This is a genomic window from Gillisia xinjiangensis, from assembly GCF_046298265.1.
Lineage (GTDB): Bacteria > Bacteroidota > Bacteroidia > Flavobacteriales > Flavobacteriaceae > Gillisia > Gillisia xinjiangensis.
This window is the reverse complement of the sequence record NZ_JBKAHK010000005.1, coordinates 101,592-116,412: the sequence shown is the minus strand read 5'-3', so window position 1 is coordinate 116,412 and position 14,821 is coordinate 101,592. Positions and strand designations below refer to the sequence as shown.

Here is a 14,821-nt window from a genome sequence, read left to right as displayed (position 1 = left end):
TTATCAATATTGGTCATAATGGGAGCGGTTTCCGCAAGCCCTGATATTTTGAGCCGAAAATTTAAGCTGAAGCTTTTCATTAGAAAAAATTCAGCTTTAACCTGGAAGGCTAAGACACCAAAAAAGTTGTATTCTGGTCTTGATCTAAAAGGGTTTTGTATATATTTCTGAATTCAAAACGGGGCCTTAGCTAAAGGGAAACATCAAATTCCCGGGCGATAGCGGGTATGCCTGCCATCATAACGATATGCAGGATTAGCATCTTTTTATTTTAAAATTGTACTTACTTTTCACTTACGGTTTCTTTAATACTTTTAATAGTATTATCGGAATTTACTCCCAATCCTTCCTGTTGAAAAACCAACTCCCCCTGCCTGTTAAAGACACTTATTATATTGGAATGTGAGAAATCCATCGGGGTGATCTGTTTATAATTTACAGCTAGCACCGCTGCGAATTCCCGGGTGTTTTCTATTGAAGATCTCAGAAATATCCAGGGATCCTCGTCCATGAAATTTTCCTTTGCGAAGGCTTTTAAACGTTCGGGAGTATCGGTTTCAGGATCTATGCTCACAAAGATCATTTTCACCTCATCTTTAACATCATCCGGCAATTTTTCTTCAATATTCCGCATATCGGCAACCAATCTGGGACAAGCAGCTTGACAGGAAGTATAGATCATCACCATCACGAGAACATCTCCCTCCAAATCCTTGAGCTGTATATCTTCATTATCCTGATTGGTCCAGGTAGATGGTAGGTTGTAAACAGACATTTCAGAAATTCCTTCAGAACTTTTCTGAGCGATCTCTTCGGTATCCCTATCTGCAGATTGTTTGCAGGAGCTCACCAGGAACATTATTCCTAAAGCAAAATATATTATTTTTTTCATGGGTGAAGTTTTTAATGTATTTGAGGGTCATCCGAAATTTTCAGGTGCAATAAACCTTGCTTTATGCCTTTCCGGTTAACCCAGAGGCTATAAATTTTGGCTATCGCGGGCACATCTAAAACCAAGATTTTTAATGGAATAACGTGCTTTAATGCTTCCTCGGAATGCGTAACGCATAAAAGCAGCATAGTTCATGAGATCTGTGGCGCCCACTGCTGAGCTTCCGCAGAAAAGATTCCGGTCTCCACTGTCATTTCTTGATTCTCCGGAAAGTAATACCGTATTAAAATCCAGGGTCCATTCCCATACAAGTCCGTGAAGATCGTAGACACCCCAGTAATTTTTAAAAGTACTACCGATGTTGTTTTCAAAGGTTTTTGGAGTTTCATACCAGGAAAGAATCTTTTGATTGTAACTTTCCTTAACACGGGCATCGGGAGTGTCTTCATCGGCCATCGCGGCATATTCCCATTCATCTAAGGTTGGTAATCTTTTTCCCTGACATTCACAGAATCTTTTGGCCGCAAACCAAGAAACATTGGTTACCGGCGATCTTTCAGAAACATTCTCACCAAGGGAATAATCATCTTCCCAGTTATATAAGTATCGTTCATCTGCAAAGAGTTTTTTTACTCCGGACTTTTTCCATTCAGGATTTTCCTTTACAAAATTCAAAAACGCTGCATTGGTGACCGGATACGGATCCAAAAGAAAATCATCTACCTTAACCCAGGCAGAATCGGCTCCGTAAAGGGGAATATAGGATCCCCCTTTAACATAAGCCATCTCTTCCTTTTGATCCTGAGCAAAGATTTGCGTGCCTGGAAAACATATAACTATTAGCAGTCCTATCTTTAATTTCAAATTGAGCATCCTGATGTTTTTTAAAATTTACCTTCTTTGCTCCTTTACCATCGCGGGAGTTACTTTTGTCTTGTTGTTACCCCAATTATTATAAACATAGGTTAAAACATCGGCAACTTCTTCGTCGGTAAGATTCTGACTGGTCATTACAGAATTGTATTTATCGCCATTTACAGTAATCTCTCCGGTTAATCCGTGAAGAACAGCATTAATGCTTCTACCTACATCCGCATTTAAATAATCTGATTTGGCAAGCGGAGGGAAAGCACCTGCAATTCCTTGTCCTGCAGCCTGGTGACAGGCAAAACAGGTTTGAGCATAGAGTTGTTTTCCGTGGGTCATTTGCTCTGCCAGAGTTTTATCCTGAACATTTTCAGGCTCTTCGCTCTTTTCAGCCACCGGCATGGACTGGATCACACTACCCTCTGGCAGGTATGTTTTTTCTAATTGGGTTCCTGAATATACGGTCTCATTTTCATCTCCACCAACTTTCAACATTCCCAAAGCTCCTTTATTAAAGGCACGGAAAATAGAATGGTCTACAAGGATAAAAGTACCTGGAACTTCCACTTTAAATTCTACTATAGCAGCGCCTCCTGCAGGAATTAAGGTAGTTTGAACATTCTCATTCACCAAACTTCCTCCTTCAACATATACTTTATCAAAGATTTCACCTATCAAGTGAAAGGATGATACCAGATTTGGTCCGCCATTCCCAACAAACAACCGAACCGTTTCACCTACTTCAGCGGTTAAAGCATTGTCACCGCTAATTGCACCTACGGCTCCGTTGAACACAACATAATCTGCATGCTCATCGATAGCTTTTTGCATACTAAATGGCTGAAGCCCTGGTTTTCCATAATCCCCTTCGGTATAAAAATCACCCTGCATCACATAATATTCCTTATCTACCGGAGGCAAACCTCCTTGTGGTTCTACCAGGATAAGGCCGTACATTCCGTTTGCTATATGCATTCCCACAGGCGCTGTTGCACAATGGTAAACATACAAGCCCGGATTTAAGGTTTTAAATGAAAACACCTTTTCCTGTCCTGGAGCAACGAAAGAAGATTCTGCCCCACCTCCTGGACCAGTAACCGCATGAAGATCTATATTATGCGGAAGTTTGTTATCCGGGTGATTTTTTAAATGGAACTCTACTTCATCCCCTACTCTGGTACGAATAAAGCTTCCTGGAACGGAACCTCCAAATGTCCAGTAAACATATTTAACACCTCCGGTCATTTCCCCTTCCATTTCTAAAATCTCCATATCAACCACAAGCTTCGCTGCCTTTCTTGCTCCAACAGGGGCAGGAACAAAGGGAGGGGAAGTAAGTTGAGCCTGGATCTTTGATTCTACCCGAATATCTTCAGCTTTGGTTTCTTCTGGCTTGCAGGAAAAAAACGTTAGTAGCACTGCAGTAAGTGCCAAAAAGGACAAGAATGATTTTTTTTTAAGCTGCTTTATACTTTTCATTGGTTTGGGTTTTAATATTGGTTTGGGTTTTAATTATGACACAAAAAAATACAAATTTGTCCGATTAAAATATGATTAAGGTCAGTTTTTGGATCAAATTAATTTTCTTCTATTTTTCAAAAAGTTAAATTATAATTTCGCCAATTTAACTTTTCAGAATTTTCTTGCAAGGGATTAAAAAATTTTTATCTTTATTTTTTATTGAAGTAGCTTTTATCTGAATACCCTTTACACCGGGTCAACCCCTAATCTCTATTTGTGATACCTACACACCGCCTCCTGTTAAATAGAAAATATATTTTCTATTTTTTATTTTTTGTAACATCTCTTTCTCTGCAAACGCTTCAGGCTCAGGAAAATTTAACCTCAGATGAACTTTTTATAAATGCAAGAAAGGCTGCTTTTGATGAAGATAATTATCCTAAAGCAATTTCCTTAGCAAAAGCTGCTCTTGAAAAAAGCCCGGATTATGCAGGTATCAGAATCTTTTTAGGCAGGGTCTACACCTGGACAAATAAAGTAGATAGTGCTCGTGTTGAATTTCAAAAAGTTCTCGAAAAGAACAAAGGCCATGAAGATGGTTCTTTTGCATATGCAAGTTTAGAATACTGGAATGATAATTCAGAAAAAGCAAAGTTTCTGGTCAATGAAGGACTGGAATTTCATCCGGAATCCAAAGATCTATTGTTTCTGAAGGCAAAAATTCATAACGATTTAAAGGAATTTTCAGAAGCAAATGTAGCAATAGACAAATTATTAAAATTGAAGCCAAATCTTTCTGAAGCTAGGGCATTCAAGGAAAAAATTAAAAATTCTTCATCGGTAAATCAAATAGGAGTTACCTATGATTTTGTTTATTTTGATAAACGTTTTGATGATCCATGGCACCTTTCAAGTATTAATTACGGCCGGCAAACCAAATTTGGATCGGTTACAGCAAGATTTAATTATGCCAACCGCTTCAATTCAAATGGAGCACAGTTTGAACTTGATGCATATCCACGTATTTCTGATGTGTTCTATGCATATATAAGCGGTGGATTTTCCAATAAGGATGGAATATTTCCCAAATATCGTGCAGGCTTCTCCCTTTATGCAAATTTGCCTTGGGCTTTGGAAGCTGAAGCTGGATTCCGAATGCTGAAATTTTCAGATGAGACCTGGATCTACACAGCTTCATTAGGGAAATATTACAGCAATTTCTGGTTTAATTTCAGGACTTATTTAACTCCTTCCAACAGTTCAGTCTCACAATCTTTTTCCTTAAATGTGAGGTATTATTTAGCCGGAGCAGATGATTTTTTGAGTTTTGGAATTGGTACTGGATTATCTCCTGATAACCAAACAAACAACATTCTTTTTAACAACGGGGAAACTTATAAATTAAAATCCAATAATATCTTTCTTGGTTACCGGAAATCGTTTAATACTACCAATATAATTTTTATTGAAGCGGCAATGGAAAGACAAGAATATCTTCAGGATACAAAAGGAAATCAATATACTTTAGGAATTGGATATAACAAGAGATTTTAGTGGCACGCAAAATCATTTTTTCAACCCTTGCTCTCATAATATTCATTCCGTTTTTAATGTGGTTAACATGGTTTGTTTCTCCAAACACAATATTGGTAGCCGCAATAATTGATAAAACAGTTTTAAATTCAGAAAGTCAGGGACATAGTTCCCTTCACTGGGTTCTCAATCAGGAAAAATTCACAAAGACATCAACCAAACCATACAGGATCGCTGAAGATTATTATGGTTTCTTTCCATTAGAAAATGAAAAATTTCAGTTGAAAGGCCTGGAAAGATTTACCGCTGTTCAGTTGGAGCAATTAAGTAAAGATGCAGATCTGGTTTACTTCACAGATACTTATGGTATTTATAACAGTGAGTGGTTTACACAAGGAAATATTAATGAGCGCTCCGGAATGTTATATGGCGGCCTGAGCCTTAATGATATTGAATTCCTTAAATTGATGAAGGAAAAGCATAAACTTATTATAACCGAATTTAATACGATAGGCTCTCCAACCACTCAAAATACCAGGAAAGTATTTGAAAAAATGTTTAAAATGAAATGGACGGGGTGGACTGCCAGATACTTTGAAATCCTTGACCCAAACATAAATAAAGAACTTCCGCCGTGGCTAATCAATAATTACAAAAAGAACCACAACAACCAATGGCCCTTTAAAAAATCCGGGATTGCTTTTGTAAATGATAATGAACAGGTTTTAATACTTGAAGAAGGCACACATCTTATCGATCCTTTGCCCTACATTGTTACCGGGGAATTTGGAACTTCAAGATTTTCCCTTCCTGAAAAGATCAAATATCCATTTTGGTTTGATGTAATTATTTCTGATCAAAGTGCCAATGAGACTATTTCTTCCTTTGAAATAAATACTACAGCAGAAGGATTGATGGAAATGAAGAAATTTGGTATTCCCACAAAATTTCCAGCGGTAACGAGAAATAAAAGTAAAGATTACAGTTTCTACTACTTTTCAGGAGATTTCAGTGATAATCCTGTCAATTTAACTTTATCTTACTTTAAGGGTATTGACTTCTTCCGGGGATTATTTTATGATGAAGGAATTCCTTTGGAACGGGAAAGTTTCTTTTGGAAATTTTACAGGCCGTTACTGAGCGAAATCCTTAATGAGTATTCCGGTAGCCTTTAACTTCCCTTTGTTCAGAATATTTTAGCATTATAGAATCCGGAAGTAATTTTGCACCTTCTTCCATTTTTTTATTCTTTATTTTGAAGTCATTGAAAGCCTTTAACATTTGTTCCTTTTTCTCATTATTTATGATCCTGCTTTCTCCTAAATTTGAATTCAATTGATAAAGTTCTTTTCCGTTCAAATGATATTCTCCCATAACAAAATCAATAAATGCTGATTTTGTCTGCATCAGGGGAATTTTATGGATATTTTGAAAGCCTCTTGTAGTATCCAAGCCGTGTCCAATAAAACTGTTCACCTCTGGAAATTTTATATTGTAATTGCTTTTTAAAAAGGAAAACAAACTTGGAGCGACATCAAGATGTGAAGAAACAGAGGCAATTTCGGCAGTGCGCTTTAGCAAAGGGGAATAGATAATAAGAGGCACATGATACCTGTCAATTTTGGAACTCATAGGAATTTCGGGAATCCTGTGATCCCCTGTGATGATAAAAATAGTATTCGAAAAGTCCTTTCTTTTTTTATAAGATCTAAAAAAACTTCTCACAGCATCATCTGCATATAATACGCTTGAATATTGATCCTTATAATTTCTATATCTCTTTTTCCTTTCTTCATCAAATTGAAGCAATTCCATCCTATTTTCAAATAATGCTGAATATTTTTGCTTTTCATCTGTTACAAAAGGGCTGTGACTTGCAATGGTAAGCAGAATATTGAGTTCTGGTTTGCCAGTTGAATCATCAAGTTTGGTATTTAAATAATTTCGGAAGATCTCTTTATCATTATACCCCCAGGAAAACCCATTTTTTGCCGGAAGCTTTTTATAACCATTGGAAAATGATTCTAGATCCTGAATAACATCAATTTTATTCAGTTCAAGATATTCTCTCATATTGTCAAAATCTGAGTCTCCTCCATAATAAAATGAGGTTCTGTATCCATTGTAAGCCAGTAGATTTATGAGGGAGTGCTGTTGTGGCATTTTGCTGGAAAGAGCCATAAATCCATTCTCACCGAAGGGCAGGGAGCCTAAAATTGAAGGTAACACTGCAAAAGTTCTACCTCCATTACTCATGAAATTTTTCCAGTACAAACCTTTTGTTGAAAGAGAATCCAGAAACGGAGTAAAACTACCAAGATTAGCTCCTGAATTTGAAAAAGATCTGCCCAAACCTTCTACCAGTATTATTACAATATCAGGTTTTTTTTCTCCAGGTTCAAAGAAAGGAGTTAGAACGTCTTTCCCGACTACTTTGTGCAAAAACGGGAAGTTTTCTTCATCTACATATTCAAAAAAAATTGCTTCACTGTAATTGTTATGATAGGTTCCTATATATGAATTTGAATAAATATCAATTTCATAAACTTCCGGATTATAATGGGTGTAGACAGATTTATAGAAGTGACCGGATTTATTGGTGATAAGGTTTTCAGTAAAATCCGATTCCAGCATTGGCGTATTAGTTATTTCAAGGAAAAAGGCTCCCAGTGGGAAAAGAATTACCAAAACTGAAACATAAATATTCAATTTTATTTTCTTTGGAACCAGCATCAGGAACATTACAGTCAATAACAAAGTTCCCGAAAGAATAATGATGGAAAGAAAATTTACCCCCCCGGAAGCTCCTACTGTATGAATTATGTCGGCTCTTGAATAACTAAATAAATCACCCCCCAGCAATACCAAAGAAGTATTGAAGTAACTGATAAGCAAAATATGGGTAAAAATAAAAAGGCTTATTAAGACCTTGAAGAAAATTTTGGCTGCCTTTAATGACAGGAAACCAATCAGCAAAAATCCCGGTAAACAAATCAGTATATAATCTGCCCAAAATATAAAATCTGCATACCAGCTCCATCCCAATAATGATAGTAAATCTGATTGTACAGGGTGATTATATTGATTGATAACCAGTTCCAGTAAACGTACCGTGAGAATTAGCAATAACCAAAGAATTGATAAAAGTGCAAACGATCGAACTATTTCTTTGAGCCTGGTAGGGAAAAAGGCGGGGAAAACTATTTTCTTGTTCATTTAAATGGATGTTCGTTTAATCGGGACTTTTCTTAAATCGGTTTTCTTTTCCTTTATAGTTTATCCAATATTTTTGCATAGCCCAAATCATTTTGGCTTGATCCTAAAAAACACCTCCTAATCAAGAGGTGTTTTTTTACTAATTAATTTTGTTTGAAAATCAGACCGCTTCGGTTTCTTCTGATTTTTCTTCTTCTAATTTTTCAGAAGTATCTATCACCTTAAATTCCTCTAAGGGATCTTCTTCCCCAGAGAAATATGGAAATACGTCTAAAATGGGGGATTCTGTAATAGATGGAATCGTGTAATCTCCCATTGTACTTTGCATAGCTTCGGTGGTATTTTCAAAGGCCTCTTTAACATCATTGGCCTGCACCAGCAAATATACATTGGTTTTCTTTTCCTTCCCGCTTTCTTCATCCAGTGCTACCAGGGAAACCTTTGATTTAAACCAACGATCGGAATTTTCGAATGGATGAACCTCTGAAAAGTTAGCGACTTTTATATTCATGATCCTGAAATCTTCGCTTGTATAAGCAGTCATCTCTTCGCTAATTCTGGCTTCTGCTTCTGTATAAGATACCGCATCTAACAAATAGGTATCTGTTGTCACTTTTTGCTCGCCTGTTTCGTGTGTTTTTCTGTATTTCACCTTACATTCATACCAAGTTGCACTCATATCATTATTTTTTAGGGAGCCAAAAGTATGATTTTAAACAGGCCTGCTAGAATATCCGGCAAAAGGTTATTCACAAATTCAGTCAGAAGGGGATTTCTAATTCATGCCGAAATATTCTTAATATTATTTACACGTGTAACCACCATCTATAACTAATTCACTTCCGGTAACGAATTTTGATTCATCAGATACAAGATAAAGTATTCCGTATGCAATATCAATTGGTTCTCCAACATGTCCTATAGGATGAAGGCTATCCAGGTTTTCTCTGAAATCCGGAACATCTTTACCAAATTCTTCTACCAACGGGGTCCATATAAATCCCGGGTGTACCGAGTTCACTCTTATTTTATCTTTTGCATAAATCAATGCATCATTTTTAGACATCAATCTAACGGCACCTTTGGAAGCATGATAATGAGGGATATCCCCGGCCCCAATTATCCCATAGATTGAAGAAAGATTGACGATACTTCCTCCGCCTGTTTTTTGCATATGAGAAATTGCATGCTTGGTGCAGAAGAAAACGCCTTTTACGTTCACATCCATAACCGCATCCCATTCATTTTCAGTTAATTCATGAGTTGGTTTGTCCACACCTGCTATTCCCGCATTATTTATGGTTGCATCAAGTTTTCCAAATTCTTTGGCTACTTCAGCATACACCTTTTCAACTTCTTTTTCATCAGATACATCAAGGTGCCAGTATTTTGCAACTCCACCTGATTTTTTAATTTCTGCAACCAATTCCTCACCTTCCTGGTCAAGAATATCTGTTACTGCTACTTTTGCATTTTCTTTTGCCAGCAAGATACAGGTCTCGCGACCAATGCCTAATGCACCGCCGGTTACGATTACAACTTTGTTTTCTACTCTTTTCATGGTTTCTGTTTTTATTGTTAATAATATGAATTAGAGGGGGATTAATTTATATTTCTAAATGCAGCAGCAACTATTACGCGCAGGTACATTCAGTTAAAATCAAAATTGACATCAGGAACAAAAACCAGGTATTTGGTTATGTCCAAAGTGCCTCTTGTTATAATTTGGGGGTATTGTTAAAAATCCGGGAGTCAGAATTCTAAACAATTTTTCATTTCCTGTTTCATGAAAAACAGCCAAAAACCTCATCCTTTGCACTACCTTTTCATTTCAGTTTATATCTTAAAAGCTGGGCATTGACCGCTACGATTATTGTGCTTATACTCATTACTATTGCCCCAATGGCAGGATTCACCAAGATTCCCTGTTTATATAATACTCCTGCGGCCAAAGGTATGGCCACTATATTATATGCTGTGGCCCAAAACAGGTTTTGGATCATTTTGTTATAAGTGGCTTTCCCAAAAAGAATGAGTTTTACAATATCTTTTGGGTTGGAATTGGCCAGGATAATATCGGCCGTTTCGGCAGCAACATCGGTACCGGAACCTACTGCAATACCTACATCTGCCTGTGCCAGTGCAGGCGCGTCATTTACTCCGTCTCCCGTCATAGCCACTATTTTACCTTTTTTCTGGAACTCTTTTATCTTATCCTGTTTTTTTTCGGGCAGTACATTTGCAAAATATCCTTCTATCCCTAATTCCTCACTTACTTCTTTGGCAACCTGCTCGCTGTCTCCTGTGATCATATAAACTTCAATATCATTATCATGCAAGGTTTTTACAGCTTCTTTGGAATCTGCCCTAACCTCATCGGCTAAAGCGAGATATCCTTTAGGTTCATCATCTACTACCAGGTAAATTACCGTCCCCTTTATATCCGGTTTTGCATCGGTTGGTATGTTTTTTTCCTTTAAATAAGTACCGCCCGCAATGATTACTTTTTTCCCGTTTATTTTGGATCTTATTCCCTGCCCGGTAATATTTTCATAATCTTCAACATCGAGGAGTTCAAGGTCTTTTTCTTTTGCTTTTTTAAGAATACCCGCTGCTAAAGGATGTTCCGATTTTCTCTCTACACTGGCCACCCAGGTCAGCACCATTTCTTCATCCCATTCCTCATCCAGAGATTCTATTGTGGTTACTCCGAATTCTCCTTTTGTAAGGGTGCCGGTTTTATCAAAAAGGACAACATCCAGTTTCCTGCACATTTCAAACGCAGAACGGTTTCTTATCAACAAACCTTGTTTGGCCGATATTGAAGTGGAAATAGCAACCACTAAAGGGATTGCAAGGCCCAGAGCATGAGGACAGGCTATGATCATGACTGTTACGGCGCGTTCAATTGCAAAAACCAGTTCTCTTTCCATTACCAGGAACCAAACCAGAAAAGTAGCCAGTCCTCCTGTAAGTGCAACAATGGTGAGGATTAAAGCAGCCTTATCTGCCAGTCTTTGCGTTTTCGATTTTGATTTCTGGGCTTCCTTCACCATATCCACCATCTGGTTCAGGTAAGATTCCTCCCCGGTTCTTTCTATTTCTACGGTAAGAGAGCCTGATTCGTTTACAGCACCGCCGATTACTTCATCTCCTTTTTTCTTTTCCACAGGTTTTGATTCCCCTGTAAGCATGGATTCATTTACCGAAGATTTTCCTTCAACCACGGCGCCGTCTGCGGCGATCTTTTCCCCGGGTTTTATAAGGATTCTGTCACCATTTTTAAGTTCAGTAACCTTTACTTCTTCTGTGTCACCGTTTTCTTTTATTCTATGTGCCGTATCGGGCATTAATTCCATAAGCTCTTCCAGGGCCCGGGAAGCGCCAAGAATAGATTTCATTTCCAGCCAATGGCCAAGAAGCATTATAACCACAAGTGTTGCCAACTCCCAGTAAAAATCCACTCCTTCCATTCCAAGGGTTATGGCAAAACTATAAGCCCAGGCTACGGTAATTGCCACTGCAATAAGAGTCATCATCCCTGGGTAGCGATCCTGGATTTCTCGTTTCATTCCCTTAAGGAATGGCCATCCGCCATAAATATAGATAGCGAGCCCAAGCCCGCCCAATACATATTTAGATCCCGTGAATGCCAATTCATAGCCAAACCAGGTCTGGATCATTTCTGAAAGGGCTAAAATGGGAATGGCTATGATAAGAGAGAACCAAAATCTCTTTTTAAAATCTTTTAGCATATGTTTATGATGATGTTCCCCGTGTTCGCTTTTTTTTCCCTTATGGTCTTCTTCCTGGGCGGAATGATCATCGTGCTCTTTCTGCTTTTCTTCTTTCCCCGATGCTTTTTTATCTGAATGTTTTTCGTCTTCCTCAGGAGGTTTGCTCTCCTCATCTTGTTCAGGGTTTTCTTCTTTTTCTATCTCTTTTTTTTCTTCGGTTTCTTTTTCTGAATATTTTTGATTTTCTCCAGTAGATTTTTTTTGTCGTTTTTCCTGATTTCCTGAGTTTCCTTGTGAGGTTCCTTTTTTTAAATTGACATTTATTTTCACCTCATCAGGCTTATTATCTAAAGTAATATCCATATCCTTTTCTTCAGATACCTCTTTTATATTTTCCTGGCTTTGTGAAGTTTTATCCGATTGTTGTGTACTTTTGTCAGAAATTTTCCCAGATTTTTCTTCCCCGAATGTTTCTTTCGTGGGCTTTTGATTCGACTCCTTTTTTTCTATAGATCCTCCTCTGTTTTCAACAGATTCATTATCGGAAGTATTTCTATTTTCAAGCGGGTTTGTTTTTTCGGTTGTGCTTTTCGGGGAGCTATCACTTGTTTTATTTTTTTCCTCTTCCCGATCTTTTTTTCTGTCTTCGGCACCCATTATTTAAAAATTTTAAGATTTTCTGCTTACTGCCCAAATAAAATCTTTCATATAAAAGAAGATCGGGGTGTAAATCAAAAGTTGATAAAAAAGAAATTCCTGTATTGCAGTAACTTCTTTCTTAATTCAAATCCCTTTTTTTATCTTCATATTCCTTTTTATCTATTTCCCCACTGGCATATCTTTCTTTAAGAATATCCAGGGCTGATTTCTCTCCCAGACCTGACGGTCGAATACCCTGACCGACTACCCTCATAATTAACCATATCAAAAGGATCAGGATTATAAGACCGAGGAGCCAACCCCAGCCCATTCCCCATCCATGTCCAAAATCATCCATTTGTAAATTATTTTTTAATTATTTCTCATCATATGCTTGCCTTGCATCATTTGTTGCCTTCGGTTTTGCATCACAGTATCCCGTGCCATCATTCTCATCATATTCTCCAGCATTTGTTCCCGCATTTCGGGATTCATCCGGGTGGTATCCCGTTCCATCATTCTCATCATGTTTTGCATCATATTCTCACGCATCTCAGGATTCCGGCGCATCATATCCTGCATTTGCTTTCCACCGTAAAAGTTTTGCATCATAGGCCGGTTTTCACGCATCCATTGCATGGCCTGGCTATTTTCTCTCATTTTTCCGGTAAAATCATTGAACAGTTCCTCGTCGTTGAGAATCTGTTCAAAAACCCTTTCTTTTAGTTGTTCATTTCTTTTTAGATCAATCTCCTGAAATGAAGCCGTCTCAGAATTATTACATGCAATACATGTCATTAACAATAATCCGCTGAATGCAGTGATTATTAACTTGTTTAAATTTCTCATAAGTGACATTTTTAATACCCTTTTTTCCTTTATAAAATACCTGGCACTTTGCCTGTAACCGGCGAAACTGCATGAAGTTACACAATTTTCATGTGGATTACAATGATTTCCCTATACGATTAACTAATTGTTTGTTAATAGTTTAAGCGAACTATCAACTATGATTTAGCGGTGATTCCAATATTTAAAGGGAGGGGGGGGGGGAATTTCTAATTCTAATTTGTGACCGTGACAACGCATTCAATTCAATGCGTGTTTAAAGAAGTGGTGACACACAAAAAAAACGATGAGCATAAATAATAAAGAGCTGAATTTATTTTGTTGGGGTGGCGCAGATTTCTAATCCGTACCATTGACACATTACTACCATTTTTTCACCATAACCTGAAACAAAATTGATAAATTAGATATAAATACAACCAAAAAAAATCGATACTATGAAATTAGGAGCATTTTCGGTAAGCCTTAACGTTAAAGACATTAAGGCTTCAAAATCATTTTATGAAAACCTTGGCTTTACTGCCTTTGCAGGTGACATAAGTAAAAACTATCTGATTATGAAAAATGAAAATTCATTAATTGGACTGTTTCAGGGAATGTTTGAAGGAAATATCCTAACATTCAATCCGGGGTGGGACGAAAACGCACAAAACATTGAAAATTTTGAGGACGTTCGGGAAATCCAAAAACACCTTAAAAGCAAAAATATAAAGTTAACAGCCCAAGCCGACGAAAACACTTCCGGACCAGCAAGTCTTATGCTAAACGACCCAGACGGAAATATAATTTTAATCGACCAACATCGCTAGACTGGCGCAGATTTCTAATCCGTTCCGTGACAATTCTTAGATAAATAATAGATTTTCAGCCTGTTTTCGTACCTTCATGCTAGCCTGATATAAAGGAAATATTGAAACCATACATTTAAATCAGAAGCGATGTTTAGGGATAGAATTGAAGCGGGAAATCAACTGGCAGAAAAACTGCTGCATTACAAAAACAAGGAAGTCGTGGTACTGGCGATCCCTCGTGGCGGTTTACCTCTGGGGGCAATCGTGGCAAGGGCGTTAGATGCACCACTTAATGTAGCCCTTTCCAAAAAAATTGGTTATCCGGGCAACAAAGAATTTGCGATTGGAGCTGTGAGTATGGAAGATGTAGTTTTGGATAAAACCTTGCAGGTACCTGAAAATTATCTTGAAAGTGAAACTGCCCTCATTAGAAAGTCTCTGGCTAAAAAATATGAGCAATACTATAAAAATTTTGAACCGGAAAAGCTAGCGGGTAAAATAGTGATACTTATAGATGATGGCATTGCCACCGGCAATACTCTATTTGTAACAATTTCTCTTGTTGCTCATCAGGATCCTGCCGGAATCGTGGTGGCTATTCCGGTAGCACCGCCATCTGTTATTGAGAGGTTAAATAATTTTCCAGAAGTAGATGAAGTAATATGCCTGGAAACTCCTTTTGGTTTCAGAGCTGTAGGACAATTCTATGAAGATTTTAGCGCAATTAGCGATGAGGAAGCTATAAACCTACTGGAAAAAAGCAACCGGTAAAATAGTTCTTAAATTCTTTAAAATCCCTCGTTTAAAATTAATGTATTCCTATTCATAATCTCATC

At 37.5% G+C, this 14,821-nt stretch carries 13 protein-coding genes; 4 read left to right on the top strand and 9 right to left on the bottom strand.

What is annotated here, in order from left to right:
* Positions 1 to 283 precede the first annotated feature (283 nt).
* The 3 genes from ACKGJN_RS10025 to nirK form a co-directional block, all read right to left on the bottom strand.
* Positions 284 to 892: an SCO family protein gene (locus tag ACKGJN_RS10025; RefSeq protein ID WP_409539357.1), complete on the bottom strand. Its 609-nt coding sequence runs from the start codon at positions 890 to 892 to the stop codon at positions 284 to 286.
* Positions 893 to 979: 87 nt separating this feature from the next.
* On the bottom strand, positions 980 to 1,765 hold the full coding sequence (locus tag ACKGJN_RS10020) for a formylglycine-generating enzyme family protein (protein WP_409539356.1): 786 nt from the start codon (positions 1,763 to 1,765) through the stop codon (positions 980 to 982).
* Between the two features lie 18 nt (positions 1,766 to 1,783).
* Complete coding sequence (gene nirK, locus ACKGJN_RS10015) at positions 1,784 to 3,238, bottom strand: copper-containing nitrite reductase (RefSeq protein ID WP_409539355.1); 1,455 nt, start codon at positions 3,236 to 3,238, stop codon at positions 1,784 to 1,786.
* Between the two features lie 258 nt (positions 3,239 to 3,496).
* On the opposite strand from nirK, the gene ACKGJN_RS10010 reads away from it, so the two are divergent.
* A complete protein-coding gene (locus ACKGJN_RS10010) occupies positions 3,497 to 4,774 on the top strand; it encodes a YaiO family outer membrane beta-barrel protein (protein ID WP_409539354.1) in 1,278 nt (425 codons plus the stop codon).
* 56 nt (positions 4,775 to 4,830) lie between these two features.
* The gene (locus tag ACKGJN_RS10005; protein WP_409539353.1) at positions 4,831 to 5,928 is read left to right on the top strand and encodes a hypothetical protein; all 1,098 of its coding nucleotides are present in this window, start codon (positions 4,831 to 4,833) and stop codon (positions 5,926 to 5,928) included.
* On the opposite strand, the gene ACKGJN_RS10000 is transcribed toward ACKGJN_RS10005, so the two are convergent.
* From ACKGJN_RS10000 to ACKGJN_RS09975, 6 genes are all read right to left on the bottom strand, one after another.
* Entirely contained in the window at positions 5,903 to 7,969 is a 2,067-nt protein-coding gene (locus tag ACKGJN_RS10000; RefSeq protein WP_409539352.1) for an LTA synthase family protein, read from the bottom strand. The two genes, ACKGJN_RS10005 and ACKGJN_RS10000, sit on opposite strands and share 26 nt — an antisense overlap.
* Positions 7,970 to 8,129: 160 nt before the next feature.
* The gene (locus ACKGJN_RS09995; protein WP_409539351.1) at positions 8,130 to 8,648 is read right to left on the bottom strand and encodes a DUF4494 domain-containing protein; all 519 of its coding nucleotides are present in this window, start codon (positions 8,646 to 8,648) and stop codon (positions 8,130 to 8,132) included.
* A 123-nt stretch (positions 8,649 to 8,771) separates the two neighbouring features.
* Complete coding sequence (locus tag ACKGJN_RS09990) at positions 8,772 to 9,530, bottom strand: SDR family NAD(P)-dependent oxidoreductase (protein WP_409539350.1); 759 nt, start codon at positions 9,528 to 9,530, stop codon at positions 8,772 to 8,774.
* Between the two features lie 265 nt (positions 9,531 to 9,795).
* Positions 9,796 to 12,363, bottom strand: a complete 2,568-nt coding sequence (locus ACKGJN_RS09985) for a copper-translocating P-type ATPase (RefSeq protein ID WP_409539349.1) — start codon at positions 12,361 to 12,363, stop codon at positions 9,796 to 9,798.
* 121 nt (positions 12,364 to 12,484) lie between these two features.
* Positions 12,485 to 12,703 carry an SHOCT domain-containing protein gene (locus ACKGJN_RS09980; RefSeq protein ID WP_409539348.1) on the bottom strand — a complete coding sequence of 73 codons (219 nt, stop codon included), beginning with the start codon at positions 12,701 to 12,703 and terminating at the stop codon, positions 12,485 to 12,487.
* A gap of 14 nt (positions 12,704 to 12,717) precedes the next feature.
* Positions 12,718 to 13,194 (bottom strand): hypothetical protein, encoded by a 477-nt coding sequence (locus ACKGJN_RS09975; protein WP_409539347.1) that lies wholly within the window; start codon positions 13,192 to 13,194, stop codon positions 12,718 to 12,720.
* A 437-nt stretch (positions 13,195 to 13,631) separates the two neighbouring features.
* On the opposite strand from ACKGJN_RS09975, the gene ACKGJN_RS09970 reads away from it, so the two are divergent.
* Both ACKGJN_RS09970 and ACKGJN_RS09965 read left to right on the top strand, forming a co-directional pair.
* Positions 13,632 to 14,003 carry a VOC family protein gene (locus tag ACKGJN_RS09970; RefSeq protein ID WP_409539346.1) on the top strand — a complete coding sequence of 124 codons (372 nt, stop codon included), beginning with the start codon at positions 13,632 to 13,634 and terminating at the stop codon, positions 14,001 to 14,003.
* 129 nt (positions 14,004 to 14,132) lie between these two features.
* Positions 14,133 to 14,756, top strand: coding sequence for a phosphoribosyltransferase (locus tag ACKGJN_RS09965; protein ID WP_409539345.1), 624 nt, complete (start codon positions 14,133 to 14,135; stop codon positions 14,754 to 14,756).
* The last annotated feature ends 65 nt before the right edge of the window (positions 14,757 to 14,821 follow it).

Bases quoted from the DNA above. Each gene is read 5' to 3' on its own strand.
- ACKGJN_RS09990 (WP_409539350.1), bottom strand. From the start codon at position 9,530: ATGAAAAGAGTAGAAAACAAAGTTGTAATCGTAACCGGCGGTGCATTA.
- ACKGJN_RS10000 (WP_409539352.1), bottom strand. From the start codon at position 7,969: ATGAACAAGAAAATAGTTTTCCCCGCCTTTTTCCCTACCAGGCTCAAA.
- ACKGJN_RS09965 (WP_409539345.1), top strand. From the start codon at position 14,133: ATGTTTAGGGATAGAATTGAAGCGGGAAATCAACTGGCAGAAAAACTG.
- ACKGJN_RS10025 (WP_409539357.1), bottom strand. From the start codon at position 892: ATGAAAAAAATAATATATTTTGCTTTAGGAATAATGTTCCTGGTGAGC.
- ACKGJN_RS09995 (WP_409539351.1), bottom strand. From the start codon at position 8,648: ATGAGTGCAACTTGGTATGAATGTAAGGTGAAATACAGAAAAACACAC.
- nirK (WP_409539355.1), bottom strand. From the start codon at position 3,238: ATGAAAAGTATAAAGCAGCTTAAAAAAAAATCATTCTTGTCCTTTTTG.
- ACKGJN_RS09970 (WP_409539346.1), top strand. From the start codon at position 13,632: ATGAAATTAGGAGCATTTTCGGTAAGCCTTAACGTTAAAGACATTAAG.
- ACKGJN_RS10020 (WP_409539356.1), bottom strand. From the start codon at position 1,765: ATGCTCAATTTGAAATTAAAGATAGGACTGCTAATAGTTATATGTTTT.
- ACKGJN_RS09980 (WP_409539348.1), bottom strand. From the start codon at position 12,703: ATGGATGATTTTGGACATGGATGGGGAATGGGCTGGGGTTGGCTCCTC.
- ACKGJN_RS10005 (WP_409539353.1), top strand. From the start codon at position 4,831: ATGTGGTTAACATGGTTTGTTTCTCCAAACACAATATTGGTAGCCGCA.
- ACKGJN_RS09985 (WP_409539349.1), bottom strand. From the start codon at position 12,363: ATGGGTGCCGAAGACAGAAAAAAAGATCGGGAAGAGGAAAAAAATAAA.
- ACKGJN_RS09975 (WP_409539347.1), bottom strand. From the start codon at position 13,194: ATGAGAAATTTAAACAAGTTAATAATCACTGCATTCAGCGGATTATTG.